Below are 16,303 nucleotides of genomic sequence, written 5' to 3'. Positions count from 1 at the left end.
ATATTCAGGCTCCGCGTGACGGCAGAATGGCCGCCATGGATGAACTCATCGGACTCCTCTTCGCCATCCTGCTGTGGCGCGTCGTGCTTGCCGCGCTGTTCGGGTTCGCGGCCGGCATGGCGCTGGTGCAGATCTTCCCCGGGTTCGGTGCAGGCGCCGTCGCCACAGTCACGCTGCTCGCGCTGTTCGGCGGTGTCATGTGGCATGCATCGGTGATTGCCGCGGCCGCGCCGGCGGGCGCGCCCAAGCCCGAGCAGCAGCCGATATCGCGCCCCATCGCCTTTCTGGGCATCGCGCTCGTCGGCCTTCTGGTCGGCGGCGTGTACGACTACCTGCTCTCGTCGGGCCTGATCGCGCTCTCGGTCCTGGTCGTCTCGTCGATCGTGCTGGTCTCGGTGGGCGGGGCGATCACGAAAACGCTCGTCTATCTCAAGGACCTGCTGTTCATGGTGACTGCCCTTGTCGCTGGCTTCGCGACGCCGTGGGCCATCGCCACGCTTCTGGGCTGAGTCGAAAGCCCTTCGCCTGCTACTTCTGCGCCGCCTTGGCTTCCCGCGCCGCCGAGCTTTCCAGCCCTTCCTTCGGCAGCCACAACGCCAGCGCCACCACGCCCAGGCTCACGACCAGCATCATGAGGAACGTGAGGTGCAGCGAACTGCCCAGCGCGAGGCGGATGCCCGCATCGCCCGCGGCGGAGCCGTGCACGCCTTGCAGCAGCAGGCGCAGTTCGTCGTCGGTGAACATCATGCTGCCGTCGCCGCGCGTCAGGCCGAAGTTGAAGACCGCGCCGAAGAACGCCGCGCCCAATGCGCTGCCCAGGTTGCGCGAGAACACGTTCGAGGCCGTGGCGATGCCGCGCTGCGAGAGCTCCACGCCCTCCTGGATCAGGATCAGCGAAGCCAGGCTCATCACGCCCATGCCCAGGCCGATGACGAACGAGCCGATGGCCGGCAGCACCGGCGAGCTGCCGGCACCGAGCAGTGCGAAGGTCGACGTGCCCACCGGAATCAGCGCGGCGCCCACGACCACCATGCGCCAGAGCCCGATGCGGTGAAAGGTGCGCGATGTCAGTGTCGCGCCGATGGGCCAGCCCAGCATCACCATCGTGAGCGTGAGGCCGGCCGTGACCGACGAGCGCTCCAGCACCACCTGCACGTACATCGGCAGGAAGGTCGTGATGCCGATCAGCACCATGCCGGCGAGCATCGCCGCGCCGTTGACGGTCGCGATCATCCGCGCGCCCCAGAGCTTGAGCGACACCATCGGGTCGGCCGCGCGGCGCTCCTGCGCGATGAACAGCGCGAGCGTGACCACGAAGAGCCCCGCCCATGCGAGCGCGACGCCCGAATTGCCCACGCCGAACTCGGTCAGCGCGATCATCAGCGACGCGATGCCGACGGTGAACAGCACGGCGCCCACCATGTCGATGGACGAGCGGCGCACCGTGGGCGCCTCGTGCAGGAAGAACCAGAAACCGGCAGCAGCGGCAAGGCCGATGGGCACGTTGACCCAGAAGATCCAGGCCCACGACAGCTTCTGCACGATCAGCGCGCCGATCATCGGCCCCACGACGGCCGACACGGCCCACACGCTGGCCAGGTAGCCCTGCACCTTGCCGCGCTCGCGCACCGGATAGAGGTCGCCCACGATGGTGAGCGACACGGGCTGGATCGCGCCCGCCCCGATGCCCTGGATGAGCCGAAAGCAGATCATGGCCGGCATCGACCACGAGAAGCCCGCCAGCACCGAGCCGATGATGAAGATGGCGATGCCCACGAGCATGATGGGCTTGCGGCCGTACAGGTCGGAGAGCTTGCCGAACACCACGGTCATCGCGGTCTGCGCGAGCAGGAACGAGGCGAAGACCCAGCTGTAGAGATGCAGCCCGCCGAGTTCGGAGGCGATCTGCGGCATGACGGTGGAGACGATGGTGGCTTCGATGGCGACCATGGCCATGGAGGCCATGATCGACGCGATGACGAGGGGGCGTTTCGTTGTTTTGGTGCTGGCGCTCATGGGGTGTCTCGGGCCCGAAGCTGCCCCGGACGGAGGTGTCCGGCAAGCTGAGGTGAGGTGGCGGGGCCGCGAGGCGTCGATGCTATCGGGGCGCGCGGATTCGTGCTGGCGCTCGGGCACTCGCGCTGTCTTGTTCGCGCGATTCATTGGGCGCGAGATATCGCCTTGGCGCCACGCAGCACTCACCGGCGTAGGCGCCTTCTTTCAGAACGATGCGCCGTGCGCCGCACCCGCCTCGGCATCCGCGAACGAACATGGCTCCTCAAAGGAGACAACCATGTTCGACCACGTCGGCTTTCGCGTGCGCGACCTGCACGCGTCACGGCGCTTCTACCAGGCGGTTGCTGCATCGTTGGGCCTGCAGGTCATCGACAACAGCGACACGTCGTTCCTCGTCATCCGCAGCACCGACCAGCGCATACCGTTCATATGGATCGGCACCGAGGAACCGAAGTTCTGGACACCGCGGCACCGGGTCTCGAACAGCCCGATCCACGTGGCCTTTTCGGCGCGCGGGAAGGCCGACGTCGATGCCTTCCACAAGGCGGCCCTGCAGGCCGGCGGCGCAGACAACGGCAAGCCCGGCCCGCGCGGCCCCGAAGAGGCCCATTACTACGGCGCCTACGTGCTCGATCCGGACGGCAACAACATCGAAGCCGGATTCCGCGGCCCGGCGTAACGCCCGGAGGAGCGCCGGTTCAGCCCGCGTTCAGCGCCGAGGTGCCGTCGTAGATGTAGCGGCGCGACCAGGGCAGCGTCTTCGCCGGCCGCCCGGCCTTGCGGCCCACGATCTGGTAGATCGCCACGTCGTCGTTCTCGAACGCATACGCGCAGCCCGCGAGGTACACGCGCCAGATGCGGAATTTCTCCTCGTCGACCATCGCGTGCAGCTTGTCGCTGTTGGCCTCGTAGCTGTCGCTCCAGTGGCGCAGCGTCTGCGCGTAGTGGCGGCGCAGGTTCTCGATGTCGAAGGCTTCCAGCCCGCCCTGCTGCATGGCCTGCAGCGCGAGGCTGATGTGCGGCAGCTCGCCGTTGGGGAACACGTAGCGGTCGATGAAGTCGCCGCCGCCGTAAGAGACGCCGCCGCCCTCGGGGTCGGACGAGGTGATGCCGTGGTTCATCACCACGCCGTCATCGGCCAGCAGTTCCTGCACCCGCTTGAAGTACGCGGGCAGGTTCTTGCGGCCCACGTGCTCGAACATGCCCACGCTGGTGATGCGGTCGAACTGGCCGGTCACGTCGCGGTAGTCCTGCAGGCGGATCTCGATGCGGTCTTGCAGGCCCGCGGCCTTCACGCGTTCGGTGGCCAGGTCGAACTGGTTCTGCGAGAGCGTCACGCCCAGGCAGCGCGCGCCGAACTTCTGCGCCGCGCGGATCGCGAGCGCGCCCCAGCCGCAGCCGATGTCCAGCAGCGTCTGGCCCGGGCGCAGGTCGATCTTGGTGAGGATGTGGTCGATCTTCTTGAGTTGCGCGGTGGCGAGGTCTTCGTCGCCGTTCTCGAAGTAGGCGCACGAATAGACCATGTTCGGATCCAGCCACTGCTGGTAGAACTCGTTGGACACGTCGTAGTGGTACTGGATGGATTTCTTGTCCGACGACTTGGTGTGCGTGAAGTAGCGCGCCATGTTCTGCAGCGCCCCGCCCTGCTTGTCGATCGATGTCTTTGCCAGGCCGTAGGCGATGTCGATCACGTCGCTGAGCTTGCCCTCGATGTCGATCTTGCTCTTGACGTAGGCCTCGCCCAGGTTGTCGAGCGTGGGCTGCAGCATCAGCGACAGCGCGGCGGGCGACTTGACGTGCAGCGTGACCGAGGGTCCGCTGAAGTTGCCGAAGTCATAGGACTGGCCGTCCCACAAGGTGAGCCGCGCCGGCAGGTTGGCGCGGTCACGAACGGCGGCGCTCCACTGCGCCAGTTTTTTTTCCCAAAGCATGCATCTCTCCGTGTTGTTTGGTTCACCCGGCGCCAGTGCGCCGGGGTGCTGCAGCGAGCAAAACAATAACGAAAAAATTTGAAACCTGCATGGTCGTGACGACGCAAGAAATTGCAGTAAGTGCTACAAGGCGGCGCCGTCTTTCGACGGCGCCGCGTCGGCCTGCGGTGCCTCGGTCGCCTCGATGAAGATGCGCTTGATCGTCGGGAAACGCGCGCGCACCTGGGCCTCGATGGCGGCGATGGCCTCGCCCGCCTCGCCCGTGGAAATGTCGTCCTTGAAGTTCACGTCGACGATCACCAGCGCCTCGTCGGCACCGATGTACATCGACAGCACGTGGCCCACGTCTTCGACGCTGGGCTCGCCCATCGCGATGGCGCGGATGGCGCGCGCCGTCTCGGGGCGGATGCCCTCGCCGATCAGCAGGCCCCGCGCCTGCGCGATGAGCAGCACCGCCACGCCGGCCAGCAGCACGCCGATGACCACCGAGGCCACGCCGTCCAGCGCGGGCATGTCGAGCGCGTGGCTGAAATAGATGCCCAGCGCGGCCACCAGCAGGCCCACCAGCGCGGCGGAATCCTCGGCCAGCACGGTGTAGGTGGTCGGGTCCTTGCTGCGGTCCAGCGCCTGCCAGAACGGCGTGCCCTTGGCTTGCGCGCGGAACTGCTTGAGCGCGATGAGAAAGCTCGTGCCTTCGAACACGAAGGCGGCCGCGAGCACGACGTAGTTCCATGTCGGATCGCGCATCGGCTCCGGTGCACGGATGTGCTGGATGCCTTCGTAGAACGACACGCCGCCACCCAGCCCGAAGATCAGCACCGCCACGATCAGGCTCCAGAAATAGAGCTCCTTGCCGTGGCCGAAGGGGTGCTCGGGCGTCGCGGGCCGCTTGCTGAGCTTCAGGCCCACGAGCAGCAGCACGCCGTTGAAGGTGTCGACCGCCGAGTGGATGCCCTCGGACAGCATCGCCGAGCTGCCGGTGACGCCCGCGACGATGAACTTGGTGATGGCGATCGCAACGTTGGCGCCGATGGCGCCGTAGATCGCGATCTTCGATTCGGCCATCCGGCTCAGGCCACCTAGGCCGCTTCCATCGACGCAGCGCCCATCGCGTCGTTGCCCGCCTCGGAGAGCCAACGCTGCTTGTCGCGCAGCGGCGGCGCACCGAACATGCGGCCGTACTCGCGCGCGAACTGCGACGGGCTTTCGTAGCCCACGCTGTGCGCCGCGCTCGCCACGTCGATGCCGGTCACCAGCATCTGGCGGCGCGCCTCCTGCAGGCGAAGCTGCTTCTGGTACTGCAACGGGCTCATCGCGGTCACGGCCTTGAAATGGTGGTGGAACGACGACACGCTCATGTGCACCGCGCGCGCCATGTCTTCCACCCGCAGCGACTGCGCATAGTTGATGCGCAGCGCGCTGATGGCCTTGGCGATGCGCTGGGTGTGGCTGTCCTGCAGCGCGATCTGGCGCAGGCGCGCGCCCTCGCCGTTCACCAGCAGGCGGTACATGATCTCGCGCTTGATGAGCGGCGCCATGATCGGCACGTCCTCCGGCGTCTCGACCAGCCGCAGCAGCCTCAGCACCGGCTCAAGCACCGGCATCGCGATGCGGTTGACGTACATGCCGCGGGACGCCGGCGCGTTGGCCTTGGCGGGCAGCTTCTCGTCGCCGATGAGCTCGCCGATCTCGTCGAGCGCCAGCTCCAGCCTGAGGCCCAGGTAGGGTTCGTTGTCGCTCGTGAGGCGCACCTGGCCACACACCGGCAGGTCCACCGAGGTCACCAGGTAGTGCATCGGGTCGTACACATAGATGTCGTCGCCCATGATGATTCGCTTGGAGCCCTGCGCGATCAGCCCGAGCGCCGGGGTGGCGAAGGCGTGCTTGGGGCGGTCGGGCTTGCTGATGCAATACACCTGCAGGCCGGCCACCGGCGTTTCCACGGTGCCGTCGCGCCCGCCGGTGATGCGGTTGATCAGCGCCACCAGTTCCTTCCTGGCTTCATCGAGTTCGGGCTCCAGCGGCATCGGCTGGGCAATGGCTGCAGCGATTTCGGGTGTTTCGTCGGACATGTAGAGGGCCTTGTCGCGGTGGGGAACACGGTGGCGCGCACCGTGGAGGATCGGGTGGTTTGCAGCTTAGCGCCGCTCCCATGAAACTGCACGCCCCTGGAGGAAGGTCTGGAGAAATAGGCAAAGACTTTGCAGGAACGCGCTCGCCGCGCCGGGGGCAGCGGGCGGATACTTTTTGCCAACGGCGCTCCCCACACCCTCCAACACCTCTTCCAACACAAAGGACCTCTCATGCAGTACCGCAAATTCGGCCGCACCGGCCTCCTGGTTTCCGAACTCTGCCTCGGCACGATGACCTTCGGCGGCGCCTCGGGCATCTGGGGCCAGATCGGCGATCTCCAGCAGGCCGAGGCCGAAGGCCTGATCGGCCGCTCGATCGACGCCGGCATCAACTTCATCGACACCGCCGATGTGTACTCCGAAGGCCAGTCGGAAGTCATCACCGGCCAGGCGCTCAAGAACCTCAAGATCCCGCGCGACAGCGTGGTGGTGGCCACCAAGGTGCTCGGCGAAACCGGCAGCAAGGGCCCCAACGCCAGTGGCGCCTCGCGCTTTCACATCATGGACGGCGTCAAGGCGAGCCTGAAGCGCCTGCAGCTGGACCACATCGACCTGTACCAGATCCATGGCTTCGATCCGCTCACGCCCATCGAGGAAACCGTGCATGCGCTGGACAACCTCGTGCAGCAGGGCCATGTGCGCTACGTGGGCGTGTCCAACTGGGCGGCCTGGCAGATCGCCAAGGCGCTGGGCATCGCCGAGCGCGACCGGCTCGCGCGCTTCGAATCGCTGCAGGCCTACTACACCATCGCCGGGCGCGACCTGGAGCGCGAGCTGGTGCCGATGCTGCGCAGCGAGAACGTCGGCCTCATGGTCTGGAGCCCGCTGGCCGGTGGCCTCCTGAGCGGCAAGTTCGACCGCCACACCGAAGCCGAAAAGGGCACCCGCCGCGCGAGCTTCGACTTCCCGCCGGTGAACCGGGACCGCGCCTACGACTGCATCGATGCGATGCGCGTGCTGGCCGATGCCCGCAAGGTGTCCGTCGCGCAGATCGCGCTGGCGTGGCTGCTGCACCAGCCGGTGGTGACCAGCGTGATCATCGGCGCCAAGCGCGTGGAACAGCTGGACGACAACATCGCGGCCACCACCATCAAGCTCTCAGCCGACGAGCTGGCCACGCTCGACAAGGCGAGCGCGCTGCCGGCCGAGTACCCGGGCTGGATGCTCGAGCGCCAGCGCGCGAACCGCGACAAGCACCTGGCCTGAGCGGTTCAGGCCAACGCCAGCGCGGCCGAGCGCCGCGCGGCGTGGGCCGCAGTCGCGCGCAGGGCGCGCAGGTCGAGGTGCCGGGCGGCGCCGGCCGCATCGGGCGCGGCCAGGTGCGGCACCACGCCGAGCAACGGCGCACCGAGCCGCTCGCGCAAGGTCTGCAGGTTGGCCTCGGGCGACAGCATCTGCGGCTCGATGACGCTCGCGACCCACCCCGCGAGCACGAGGCCGCGTGCGCGGACCGCCTCGGCGGTCAGCAGCGCATGGCTCAGGCAGCCCAGCCGCAGCCCGACCACGAGGATCACCGGCAGTTCGAGCGCCACCGCAAAGTGGGCGCTGTCCAGGTCGTCGCCGAACGGCACGCAGAACCCGCCCACGCCTTCGACGACCACGGCATCGGCACGCTGCGACAACGCCGCGAAGGCCGACAGCAGCGGCGGCAGTTCGATGCGCACGCCCTCTTCCCGCGCCGCGAGGTGCGGCGACATCGGCGCGCGCAGCAGGTACGGGCAGCGCAGGGCCAGCGGCGCATCGACATTGCCGGCCGCGCGCAGTTGCTCGACGTCTTCGTTCTGCCACGCACCATTCACCCGTTCCAGGCCCGCGGCCACCGGCTTCATGCCGACCGCGCGCAGGCCCGATGCGGCCAGCAGGCTCAGCATCGCGCTGCTCACCAGCGTCTTGCCGACACCCGTGTCGGTGCCCGTGACGAACCAGCGGCGCGGCGTCATGCGGCCTCCTTCCAGGGCTGCGCCAGGGCTTGGCCCAGCGCGTCGACCAGCCGCGCCACGTCGGCCTCGCCGTGGCTGGCCGACAGCGCGATGCGCAGGCGCGCGGTACCCACCGGCACGGTGGGCGGGCGGATCGCGCCGACGCGCAGGCCCTGGGCATCCAGCTGCGCCATCGTCCGCATCGCGCGCGCGTTGTCGCCGACGATCAGCGGCTGGATCGCCGTGGGTGAATCGGGCAGCCAGGCACTGCCATCCGGCGGGAGGATCGCCTTCAGGCCCCGGCGCAGCTGGGCGATGCGGGCCTTCAATTGCGCACGGCGCACGTCGCCCTCCTCGCCTTCGATCAGCGTGAGGCTTGCGAGCAGCGCATGCGCGATGGCCGGTGGCGCGGCCGTGGTGAAGATGTACGGCCGCGCGCGCTGCACGAGGTAGTCGATGACGGTGCGATGCGCCGCCACGAACGCGCCCGCGACGCCGGCCGCCTTGCCCAGCGTGCCGATGAGCACCAGCCGCTCCGAGCGCAGCCCCAGCGCCTGCAGCACGCCCCGGCCCGTGGCGCCCAGCACGCCGAAGCCGTGCGCATCGTCGAGCACCAGCCAGGCGTCGTGCCGCTCGGCCAGTGCGAGCAGCTCGGCCACGGGCGCGATATGGCCGTCCATGCTGAAGACCGCATCGCTCACGATCAGCTTGACCGGCGCATTGCACGCGCCGAGCTGCGCATCGAGCGCCGCCACGTCGCAATGCGGATAGCGCTCCACGCGCGCCTTGGCCAGCCGCGCGCCATCGATCAGCGAGGCATGGTTGAGCGACTCGGAAAAGATCACCGCCTCCGCAACGCCCAGCGCCGACAGCACCGCGAGGTTGGCCATGTAGCCCGTGCAGAAGAACAGGCTGCGCGCCTCGGGGATGAACGGCGCCATCCAGCCGGCCAGCCGCTCCTCGAGTTCGGCGTGCGCGCGCGAGTGGCCCAGGATCAGGTGCGAGCCGCCGCTGCCCGTGCCGTAGCGCGCCGCGCCTTCGGCCAGCGCCGCGGCCAGCGCCGGATGCGCGGCGAGGCCCAGGTAGTCGTTGCTGCTGAAGCCGAGCATGGCGCGCGGCGCGGCCGCGCCGGCCAGCGTCAGCGTCTGCGCGGGCGCGCAAGCCGTTTCGGCGATCTGCCGGCGGCGGCGCAGCGCCTCGGCATCGAGCGTGGCGATCTCGTCCTGCAGGCGTTCAAGCAAGCGCAGCATCGCGGACTCCTTCCTCTTGCGCGAGGCCTGGGACGGACACCGCCTGCAGCGTGGCCAGCGTGCCATCGACCAGCAGATCGATCTCGTCGTCGCCGATCGCATAGGGCGGCATGAGGTAGACGGTCGCACCGATGGGACGCATGAGCAGCCCGTTCGCACGCGCTGCAAGGTGGAAGCGCTCCGCGAACCGGGCGCCGGGTTCGCGCACGTCGAAGGCCGCGATCATTCCGCGCTGGCGCAGGTGGTCGACGGGCATGCCGCGCAGCCCTTCGCGCAGCCGGTCGATCAGCCGTTCGGCGCGGCCGTGGTTGCGCCGCAATGCGTCTTCGCGCTCGAACAGGTCGAGCGTCGTGAGCGCCGCGCGACAGGCCAGCGCATTGCCGGTGTAGGAATGCGAATGCAGGAAGCTGCGTGCCACGTCGTCGTCCACGAAGCCTTCGTAGATCGCATCGCGCGTCATCACCAGCGCAAGCGGCAGGTAGCCGCCGCTGATGCCTTTGGAAAGGCACAGGAAATCGGGCCAGATGCCCGCCTGCTCGCACGCGAAGAAACTGCCGGTGCGCCCACAGCCCACCGCGATCTCGTCGGCGATGAGGTGCACGCCGTAGCGGTCGCACAGCGCGCGCACGAGCCGCAGGTATTCGGGGTCGTGCATCGCCATGCCGGTGGCGCACTGCACCAGCGGCTCGACGATCACGGCCGCGATGGACGCATGCCTTTCGGCCAGCAGCGCTTCGAGTTCGCCGGCGGCACGCCGCGCGACCGCGCTTGCATCCTCGCCCGGCAACGCGGCTCGCGCATCCGGCGATGCCACGAGGTGCGCATTCGCGAGCAACGGCGCATAGGCATCGCGAAAGACCGGCACGTCGGTCACATGCAGCGCGCCCAACGTTTCGCCGTGGTAGCCCTGTCGCAGGGCGACGAAGTTCTGCTTGGCGCTGCGGCCCGCGTTGCGCCACGCGTGAAAGCTCATCTTCAACGCGATCTCCACCGCCGAGGCGCCATCGGAGGCATAGAAGCAATGGCCCAGCGCATGCCCGGTCAGCGCGGCAAGGCGCTCTGCCAGCTCGACGGCCGGCGCATGCGTGCAGCCGGCGAGCATCACGTGCGAGAGCGTGTCGAGCTGGTCCTTCAGCGCGGCGTTGATGGCCGGGTGCGCGTGGCCGAAGAGATTGACCCACCACGAACTCGTGGCATCGAGGTAGCGGCGGCCGTCGTGGTCGAAGAGCCAGACGCCCTCGCCCCGCGCGATCGGCAACGGCGGCACCGCTTCGAGGCGGATGCTCTGCGTGCACGGATGCCAGACGTGGCGCCGGCTGCGCTGCTGCCAGTCGGTGTTGGCGGAGGGTGAAAAAGCAGTCGATGGCGGCATCCGCGCATTCCTTTGTGGGAGCAAGGCGCGGGATCGTATCGACGCTTGCCAGGCGCGACAAACCACGTCGGCGCCTGTCGATTGCCACGTGCTTGGACGACGATGGATGGCGTAGCGCTCGCGTTGCGAACAAGCTCGCGCAACGCGACAGCAATGCGCCGAAGGGGTCCCCGCGTCCTGACTGCAAGTTGTCCGGTCGGCAACAAAGAAAACTGGCGAATGTCGGAGATGCGCCAGATATCAGGTCCACGGCACCTCATCGGACACGCCGATGTCCGATTGAGGCAACCGTCTTTCCAGCCTCTCAGGCCGTGCTCTTTTTCACCAGCGCCGTGATGTAGTCGCGCAGCGAAGTGGCCCCGCGCTCGGGCTTCTCGGGCTCTTCCTTGTTGTCCAGCGTGATGCGCGTCATCGCCGCATAGGACTTCGCCGCCGCCTCCGAAAACCCCAGCGACCGGTACGCCTGCTCCCATTGCTCGGGCGGCGTCACCGCCACTTCCACCGGCCGCCCCAGCGCGTCCGCAAAGGCTCGCGCTACATCGCCCGGCGAATAGCGCTCCGGCCCCTCGACGTAGTGCGGCCCCGAGGCTTCGGCCGCGCCCAGCATCAGCCGCGCAGCGAACTCGCCCAGGTCGCGCGGCGCCACCATCGGCAGCTTGAAGTCGGGCGGGTACATGCTGTGCACCTTGCCTTCCTTGCGCGCGGTTTCGAGCGAGGCATCCCAATTGCTCATGTAGTAGGCCGCGCGGAGGGGGCTGACCGGCACCTTGCCGGCCTGCAGCGCCTGCTCCATGTCGTACAGCACGCCGAGGTCGCCGATGCCGTTGCCCGGCTGCGCGCCGTAGGCCGATTCGCAGACGATCTTCTCCAGCTTGCAGCCCTCGAGCGCGTCCACGATGGCGTACAGGCTCCTGCGCTCTTCGGCGACCGTGTCGGTCGACGGCGGCGCCGGCGGATTGAGCGCAAAGAGCCGGTGCCCGCCCGCGATCACGCGGTGCAGCGCGGCCGTGTCGAACACGTCGACCTCGGCCACATGGGCGCCCTTGGTCTTCAGCGACTCGGCCTTGCGCGCATCGCGTGTGACCACGGTGACCGGCTCGTTGCGCGCCAGCAAGGCTTGCGCGAGTGCCGAGCCGACGTGGCCCGTTGCTCCCAGGATGATGTGCATGGCTGTTTTCCTAAGAGCGCTTCTCGGCGTTGCGCTTGCGCGTGGCAGCGCCCTTCTTCGCGGACGCCGAGCGTTCCGCGGCGGTACGCGATGCCGCAGCCGCGCCGCCCTTGTGGCCGCCCTTGCGCGAAGGCGCGTGGCTCTCGGCCTTGCCGCGGCCCGAGCCGCTCTTCTTGCCGCCGCCGGTCTCGGCATTCACCGTGGCCCAGGCGCGGCGCTCGGCCTCGCCTTTGCCGACACCGCGGTGTTCGTAGCCATCCTCGATGTGCTCGGCCTTGCGTTTCTGCTTGTCCGTATAGGACGACTTGTCACCTCTGGGCATGTTCATCGCTCCTTCAGGTTGAGAAGCTTCACATGCTGGGCGCCTGAACCGCGCCGCGGGTAAGAAGACGGACGCGATGCGCGTCAGCGTTGTCTGTCGCGAGACCGGCGAGACCGGTCAGCCACCGGACTTCATGCGCCGCAGGTGCGCCAGCATTTCCTCGCGGACCACGCTGGTGATGTGGCTGCGCTTGCCGTTCTCCAGCATGCCCAGGCTGCGCGCCACCGGCCGCCCCGGCAGCTGCAGCACGCACAGCGCGGGATCGCTTTCCCAGTCGAAGTTCTTCAATAGCGGCGCCATCGTGAAGCCCACGTTCTTGCGCACCAACTGCGCAATGGCGAGCAGCGAGTTGAGCTCCAGGAATTCCTTGGGCACGTACTGCAGCCGCCGCAGGACCTTGTCGATGCGCGCACCGGTGGGCGTGCGCCGGTCGAAGCGGATGAAGGGATGGTTCGCGAACAGGCTCGCGATGGGGGTGTCGGGCGAGGCGATGCTGGAGTGCGCGATGACGGTGAGCGCCTCGTCGTAGCAAGGCGTCCACAAGAGACCGGGCACCTCGGGCCATTGCCGCTCGACGACCACGGCCGCATCGAGCTCGCCGCTGATCACGTCCTGCATGAGTTGCGTCTGCTCGCGCACGCGCAGCTCGACCTCCAGGTTCGGGTGCAGCGACTTGAGCACCGCGAGCGTGCCCGACAGCAGCCCCATCGCCGAGATGAGCGAGCCCAGCTTGATGGTGCCGGCGATCTGCCGCTGGTCCTGCAGGTCGCGCCGCATCGACTCGTACTGCGCGATCAGTTCCTCGGCGCGCGGCAGCAGCAGGTGGCCGGCGGGGCTCAGCACCATGGTGCGGCCGGTCTTGTCGAACAGCGTTTTCTTCATTTCGGCTTCCAGCGCGCGCATCTGCTGGCCCACGGCCGCCTGCGTCAGCGCCACTTCGTCGGACGCCGCGGCAAAGGAGCCGCCACGGGCCGCGGCCACGAAGGTGCGAAGGAAACGGATGGAGCTCATGGCTGGAAGATAAATAAATCCTTTATCAACTCTAAATGATTTTTAAATTTATTTTTTCCCATTCTTGAAAAACAATGCGATCCATGACGGCGCACTACCGCGTTCCCGCGGCAGGCCGATGACAACCCGCAGCAGCCAATGACCACTCCCGAATACTTTCCCCTCGTCGATGTTTCCGGCACGCCGCATACGCGCGGCGTGCAGCACGGCCGTGCCGTGCCCGAGCGCGTGGCGGGGGGCGTCGCGCTCTACCGCGCCCAGCTGGGCCGCCGCGGCCTGGACGAAGCCACCATCCGCCAGCTCGCGCAGTCGATGCTGCCAATCATCGAGGCCTACGACGCGAGCTATCTCCAGGAGATGCGCGGCATCGCCGAGGGCGCGGGCGTATCGCTCGAAGACATCGTGATGATCAATTGCCGCACCGAGATGCTGTTCGGCTATGCCGACATGAAGCAGGCCGCCACGCCACCTGCCGAACCCGCATCGGGCGAAGACGGCGACTGCACCGGCCTCTTGGTGCTGCCCGCGCGCTCGGCCACCGGCCGCCTCATGCACGCCCACAACTGGGACTGGCGCCAGGAATGCGTGGACACCGGCATCGTGCTGCGCATCCGCGGCGAGCACGGCCCCGACATCCTCACCTTCACCGAAGCGGGCGCGCTCGCCCGCCATGGCTTCAACACGAACGGCGTGTCGCTGACCGGCAATTCGCTGACCTGCGACGAAGACTTCCGCAAGGGCGCCGGCGTGCCACTGGTGCTGCTGCGCCGCCGCGTGCTCGAAGCCGCCAACCTCGCCCAGGCGATGAAGACCATCTGGGCTTCCAAACGCTACTGCGCCAACAACATGATCCTGGCGCAGTCCACCGGCAACGACGGCTCGGGCATCAGCCTGGAGACCTCGCCCGGCGAGATCTTCTGGACGCTGCCCGAGAACGACCTGCTGGTGCATGCCAACCACTGGATGTCGCCTTCGGCCGTGATCAAGCTGCGCGACCCGGGCCTGCCGCAGCGGCCCGACAGCATCTACCGCCAGCACCGCGTGGAAAACGCGCTCGGCCGCATCGAGGGGCGCATCGACTGGACGCATGTGAAGGCCGCGCTGGCCGACGAGTTCGGCAAGCCCGACGGCGTGTTGCGCACGCCCAAGCCGGCGGACTTCAGCAGCATCTCGGCCACCGTGGCCACCACGCTCATGGATGCGGCCAACCGCGTGATGTGGGTGGCGCGCAAGCCCTACGAGGCGCGCAACTTCCAGGAATACACGCTGTAGTTCGCACCCCGACGCCCTTCCCTTTCATCCGCAGATTCCTTTTTCATGAACGCCCTCATCGAAGTCCCCGAAATTCCGCCGATCCAGGCCGAGCAGCGCGCCCGCGCCATCTACGACCTGGGCCACAGCACCATCTATTCGTCGCGCAGCGATGCACGCTTTTCGTACTGCACCTACGTGCCCGAGCACATCGGCCAGGCCGGTGCGCGGCCGATGCAGCTGGTGGTGGTGGTGCACGGCACCGGCCGCGCCTTCGTCAACTACCGCGAGGCCTTCAGCGGCTTTGCCAAGTGGAACGACTGCATCGTGCTGTGCCCGCTGTTCCCGGCCGGCGTGCGCGGCGACGGCAACCGCGACGGCTTCAAGCACCTCATCGAGGCGGACATCCGCTACGACCAGATCCTGCTGGACATGGTGGCCGAGGTGGGCGAGAAGTTCGACTGCGACTTCAGCCGCTTCGCGCTCTTCGGCTATTCGGGCGGCGGGCAGTTCGTCAACCGCTTCGCGATGCTGCATCCCGAGCGCCTGTGGGCCGCGTCGATCGGCGCGCCGGGCTCGGTCACGCTCATCGACCCCGAGCAAGGCTGGTGGGTCGGCACGAAGGATTTCGAAACGCGCTTCGGCAAGCCGATGGACCTCGCGGCCCTGCGCCGCCTGCCGGTGCACATGGTCGCGGGCAAGGCCGACATCGAGACCTGGGAGATCACGCACCGCGAAGACGGCAAGTTCTACATGCCCGGCGCCAACGACGCCGGCCGCACGCGGCCCGAGCGCCTGGAAACGCTGCGCCGCTCCTTCGAGGCGGCTGGCGTGAAGGTTGCGTTCGACCTGCTGGACAACGTGCCGCACAACGGGCTCGCCTGCGTAGGGCATGTGCAAGACTTCTTCGCGAAGGCCCTGCACGACCTGCGCGCCACGCCGTCGCCGGCCTGACGTCCACCACCTCACCAGGAAAGAAGACCCATGTTCCGTTTTGCAGCGGCCCGCATCGCGATGGCGATTCCGACACTGCTCATCGTGGCGGTTTCGGTGTTCGTGCTGATCCGGCTCATTCCCGGCGACCCCGCGCAGTTGCTGCTCGGCGACCTGGCCACGCCCGCGAGCCTGGCCGACCTGCGCGCCCGGCTCGGCCTGGACCGCTCGGTGCTGGCGCAGTTCGGCATCTGGTTCGGCCATGTGCTCCAAGGCGACCTGGGCACCTCGATCAACAGCGGGCAGGAAGTGCTGCCGCTCGTGGCCGACCGCTTCCTCATCAGCGGCCGCATCGTGCTGGTGGCGGTGGCTGCGGCCGCGATGGTGGCGGTGCCCGCCGGCATGATCGCCGCGTGGAAGCAGAACCGCGCGCCCGACCTCTTGCTGGTCGGCTCGGCCACGCTGCTGGTGTCGATCCCGACCTTCTGGCTCGGCCTGTTGCTGCTGCTGCTCTTCGGCCTGAAGCTGGGCTGGCTGCCGGTGGTGGGCTACGTGGGCATCGCCGAAGACTGGAAGAACGGCCTCCTGTACCTGGTGCTGCCGGTCCTCACGCTCTTCCTGCACGAGATCGGCGTGCTGATGCGCATGGCGCGCGCGAGCACGCTCGAGGTGCTGCGGCTGGACTACATCACGCATGCGCGCGCCAAGGGTCTGTCGGAGCGCGCGGTGCTGATGCGCCACGCCTTCAAGAACGCCTTCGGTCCCACATGGACGCTGATCGGCCTCGTGCTGGGCAACCTGCTGGGCGGCATCGCGGTGGTCGAGACGGTGTTCACCATTCCGGGCCTGGGCCGGCTGCTGGTCGATGCGATCTTTGCGCGCGACTATCCGGTGATCCAGGGCTGCCTGCTGTTCGTGGCGGTGATCTACGTGGTCGTGAATCTGGTGATCGATCTTTGCTACCCCTTGTTCGACCCCCGCGTCGCCGTCGAGTGAAC

16 protein-coding genes are annotated in these 16,303 nt (G+C 67.9%); 6 read left to right on the top strand and 10 right to left on the bottom strand.

Going from position 1 to position 16,303, the window contains the following annotated elements; translation table 11 throughout:
* Nucleotides 1–35: 35 nt before the first annotated feature.
* Nucleotides 36–509, top strand: coding sequence for a hypothetical protein (locus BM133_RS06830; RefSeq protein ID WP_143100087.1), 474 nt, complete (start codon nt 36–38; stop codon nt 507–509).
* Between the two features lie 19 nt (nt 510–528).
* Here BM133_RS06830 and BM133_RS06825 read toward each other — a convergent pair whose 3' ends face one another.
* Entirely contained in the window at nt 529–2,016 is a 1,488-nt protein-coding gene (locus BM133_RS06825; RefSeq protein WP_093432537.1) for an MFS transporter, read from the bottom strand.
* Nucleotides 2,017–2,293: 277 nt separating this feature from the next.
* On the opposite strand from BM133_RS06825, the gene BM133_RS06820 reads away from it, so the two are divergent.
* Entirely contained in the window at nt 2,294–2,695 is a 402-nt protein-coding gene (locus tag BM133_RS06820) for a VOC family protein (RefSeq protein WP_093432536.1), read from the top strand.
* A 19-nt stretch (nt 2,696–2,714) separates the two neighbouring features.
* Here BM133_RS06820 and BM133_RS06815 read toward each other — a convergent pair whose 3' ends face one another.
* The 3 genes from BM133_RS06815 to BM133_RS06805 form a co-directional block, all read right to left on the bottom strand.
* On the bottom strand, nt 2,715–3,947 hold the full coding sequence (locus tag BM133_RS06815; RefSeq protein WP_093435106.1) for an SAM-dependent methyltransferase: 1,233 nt from the start codon (nt 3,945–3,947) through the stop codon (nt 2,715–2,717).
* 123 nt (nt 3,948–4,070) lie between these two features.
* Entirely contained in the window at nt 4,071–5,012 is a 942-nt protein-coding gene (locus BM133_RS06810) for a cation diffusion facilitator family transporter (RefSeq protein ID WP_093432534.1), read from the bottom strand.
* 14 nt (nt 5,013–5,026) lie between these two features.
* On the bottom strand, nt 5,027–6,019 hold the full coding sequence (locus BM133_RS06805) for an AraC family transcriptional regulator (RefSeq protein WP_093432533.1): 993 nt from the start codon (nt 6,017–6,019) through the stop codon (nt 5,027–5,029).
* 231 nt (nt 6,020–6,250) lie between these two features.
* Here BM133_RS06805 and BM133_RS06800 point away from each other — a divergent pair, with 231 nt between their 5' ends.
* A complete protein-coding gene (locus BM133_RS06800; RefSeq protein ID WP_093432531.1) occupies nt 6,251–7,285 on the top strand; it encodes an aldo/keto reductase in 1,035 nt (344 codons plus the stop codon).
* A gap of 5 nt (nt 7,286–7,290) precedes the next feature.
* Here BM133_RS06800 and bioD read toward each other — a convergent pair whose 3' ends face one another.
* From bioD to BM133_RS06770, 6 genes are all read right to left on the bottom strand, one after another.
* Nucleotides 7,291–8,019 carry a dethiobiotin synthase gene (gene bioD / locus BM133_RS06795; RefSeq protein ID WP_093432530.1) on the bottom strand — a complete coding sequence of 243 codons (729 nt, stop codon included), beginning with the start codon at nt 8,017–8,019 and terminating at the stop codon, nt 7,291–7,293.
* Nucleotides 8,016–9,248, bottom strand: coding sequence for an 8-amino-7-oxononanoate synthase (gene bioF, locus BM133_RS06790; protein WP_093432528.1), 1,233 nt, complete (start codon nt 9,246–9,248; stop codon nt 8,016–8,018). The genes bioD and bioF overlap by 4 nt, the downstream gene beginning before the upstream one ends.
* Complete coding sequence (gene bioA, locus BM133_RS06785) at nt 9,232–10,620, bottom strand: adenosylmethionine--8-amino-7-oxononanoate transaminase (RefSeq protein WP_093432527.1); 1,389 nt, start codon at nt 10,618–10,620, stop codon at nt 9,232–9,234. The genes bioF and bioA overlap by 17 nt, the downstream gene beginning before the upstream one ends.
* 304 nt (nt 10,621–10,924) lie before the next feature.
* Entirely contained in the window at nt 10,925–11,788 is an 864-nt protein-coding gene (locus tag BM133_RS06780) for an NmrA family NAD(P)-binding protein (RefSeq protein ID WP_093432525.1), read from the bottom strand.
* 10 nt (nt 11,789–11,798) lie between these two features.
* The gene (locus BM133_RS06775) at nt 11,799–12,110 is read right to left on the bottom strand and encodes a plasmid stabilization protein (protein WP_093435104.1); all 312 of its coding nucleotides are present in this window, start codon (nt 12,108–12,110) and stop codon (nt 11,799–11,801) included.
* A 117-nt stretch (nt 12,111–12,227) separates the two neighbouring features.
* Complete coding sequence (locus BM133_RS06770) at nt 12,228–13,121, bottom strand: LysR substrate-binding domain-containing protein (protein WP_093432523.1); 894 nt, start codon at nt 13,119–13,121, stop codon at nt 12,228–12,230.
* Between the two features lie 138 nt (nt 13,122–13,259).
* Here BM133_RS06770 and BM133_RS06765 point away from each other — a divergent pair, with 138 nt between their 5' ends.
* The 3 genes from BM133_RS06765 to BM133_RS06755 are packed head-to-tail and all read left to right on the top strand — an operon-like array spanning nt 13,260 to nt 16,301.
* Nucleotides 13,260–14,393 carry a C45 family autoproteolytic acyltransferase/hydrolase gene (locus BM133_RS06765; RefSeq protein ID WP_093432521.1) on the top strand — a complete coding sequence of 378 codons (1,134 nt, stop codon included), beginning with the start codon at nt 13,260–13,262 and terminating at the stop codon, nt 14,391–14,393.
* A 45-nt stretch (nt 14,394–14,438) separates the two neighbouring features.
* Nucleotides 14,439–15,326 carry an alpha/beta hydrolase family protein gene (locus BM133_RS06760; RefSeq protein WP_093432519.1) on the top strand — a complete coding sequence of 296 codons (888 nt, stop codon included), beginning with the start codon at nt 14,439–14,441 and terminating at the stop codon, nt 15,324–15,326.
* A 30-nt stretch (nt 15,327–15,356) separates the two neighbouring features.
* A complete protein-coding gene (locus tag BM133_RS06755) occupies nt 15,357–16,301 on the top strand; it encodes an ABC transporter permease (protein WP_093432517.1) in 945 nt (314 codons plus the stop codon).
* Nucleotides 16,302–16,303 lie beyond the last annotated feature (2 nt).

Source organism: Variovorax sp. 770b2, assembly GCF_900115685.1.
In the GTDB taxonomy this organism is placed as follows: Bacteria; Pseudomonadota; Gammaproteobacteria; order Burkholderiales; family Burkholderiaceae_C; genus Variovorax.
The sequence above is the reverse complement of the archived record's forward strand: the minus strand, read 5'-3'. Positions and strand labels throughout refer to the sequence as shown.

Coding starts and splice junctions, on each gene's coding strand:
- BM133_RS06770 (WP_093432523.1), bottom strand. CDS start 13,121: ATGAGCTCCATCCGTTTCCTTCGCACCTTCGTGGCCGCGGCCCGTGGC.
- BM133_RS06805 (WP_093432533.1), bottom strand. CDS start 6,019: ATGTCCGACGAAACACCCGAAATCGCTGCAGCCATTGCCCAGCCGATG.
- BM133_RS06755 (WP_093432517.1), top strand. CDS start 15,357: ATGTTCCGTTTTGCAGCGGCCCGCATCGCGATGGCGATTCCGACACTG.
- BM133_RS06810 (WP_093432534.1), bottom strand. CDS start 5,012: ATGGCCGAATCGAAGATCGCGATCTACGGCGCCATCGGCGCCAACGTT.
- BM133_RS06830 (WP_143100087.1), top strand. CDS start 36: ATGGATGAACTCATCGGACTCCTCTTCGCCATCCTGCTGTGGCGCGTC.
- BM133_RS06825 (WP_093432537.1), bottom strand. CDS start 2,016: ATGAGCGCCAGCACCAAAACAACGAAACGCCCCCTCGTCATCGCGTCG.
- BM133_RS06765 (WP_093432521.1), top strand. CDS start 13,260: ATGACCACTCCCGAATACTTTCCCCTCGTCGATGTTTCCGGCACGCCG.
- BM133_RS06800 (WP_093432531.1), top strand. CDS start 6,251: ATGCAGTACCGCAAATTCGGCCGCACCGGCCTCCTGGTTTCCGAACTC.
- bioA (WP_093432527.1), bottom strand. CDS start 10,620: ATGCCGCCATCGACTGCTTTTTCACCCTCCGCCAACACCGACTGGCAG.
- BM133_RS06820 (WP_093432536.1), top strand. CDS start 2,294: ATGTTCGACCACGTCGGCTTTCGCGTGCGCGACCTGCACGCGTCACGG.
- bioF (WP_093432528.1), bottom strand. CDS start 9,248: ATGCTGCGCTTGCTTGAACGCCTGCAGGACGAGATCGCCACGCTCGAT.
- BM133_RS06760 (WP_093432519.1), top strand. CDS start 14,439: ATGAACGCCCTCATCGAAGTCCCCGAAATTCCGCCGATCCAGGCCGAG.
- BM133_RS06815 (WP_093435106.1), bottom strand. CDS start 3,947: ATGCTTTGGGAAAAAAAACTGGCGCAGTGGAGCGCCGCCGTTCGTGAC.
- BM133_RS06780 (WP_093432525.1), bottom strand. CDS start 11,788: ATGCACATCATCCTGGGAGCAACGGGCCACGTCGGCTCGGCACTCGCG.
- bioD (WP_093432530.1), bottom strand. CDS start 8,019: ATGACGCCGCGCCGCTGGTTCGTCACGGGCACCGACACGGGTGTCGGC.
- BM133_RS06775 (WP_093435104.1), bottom strand. CDS start 12,110: ATGCCCAGAGGTGACAAGTCGTCCTATACGGACAAGCAGAAACGCAAG.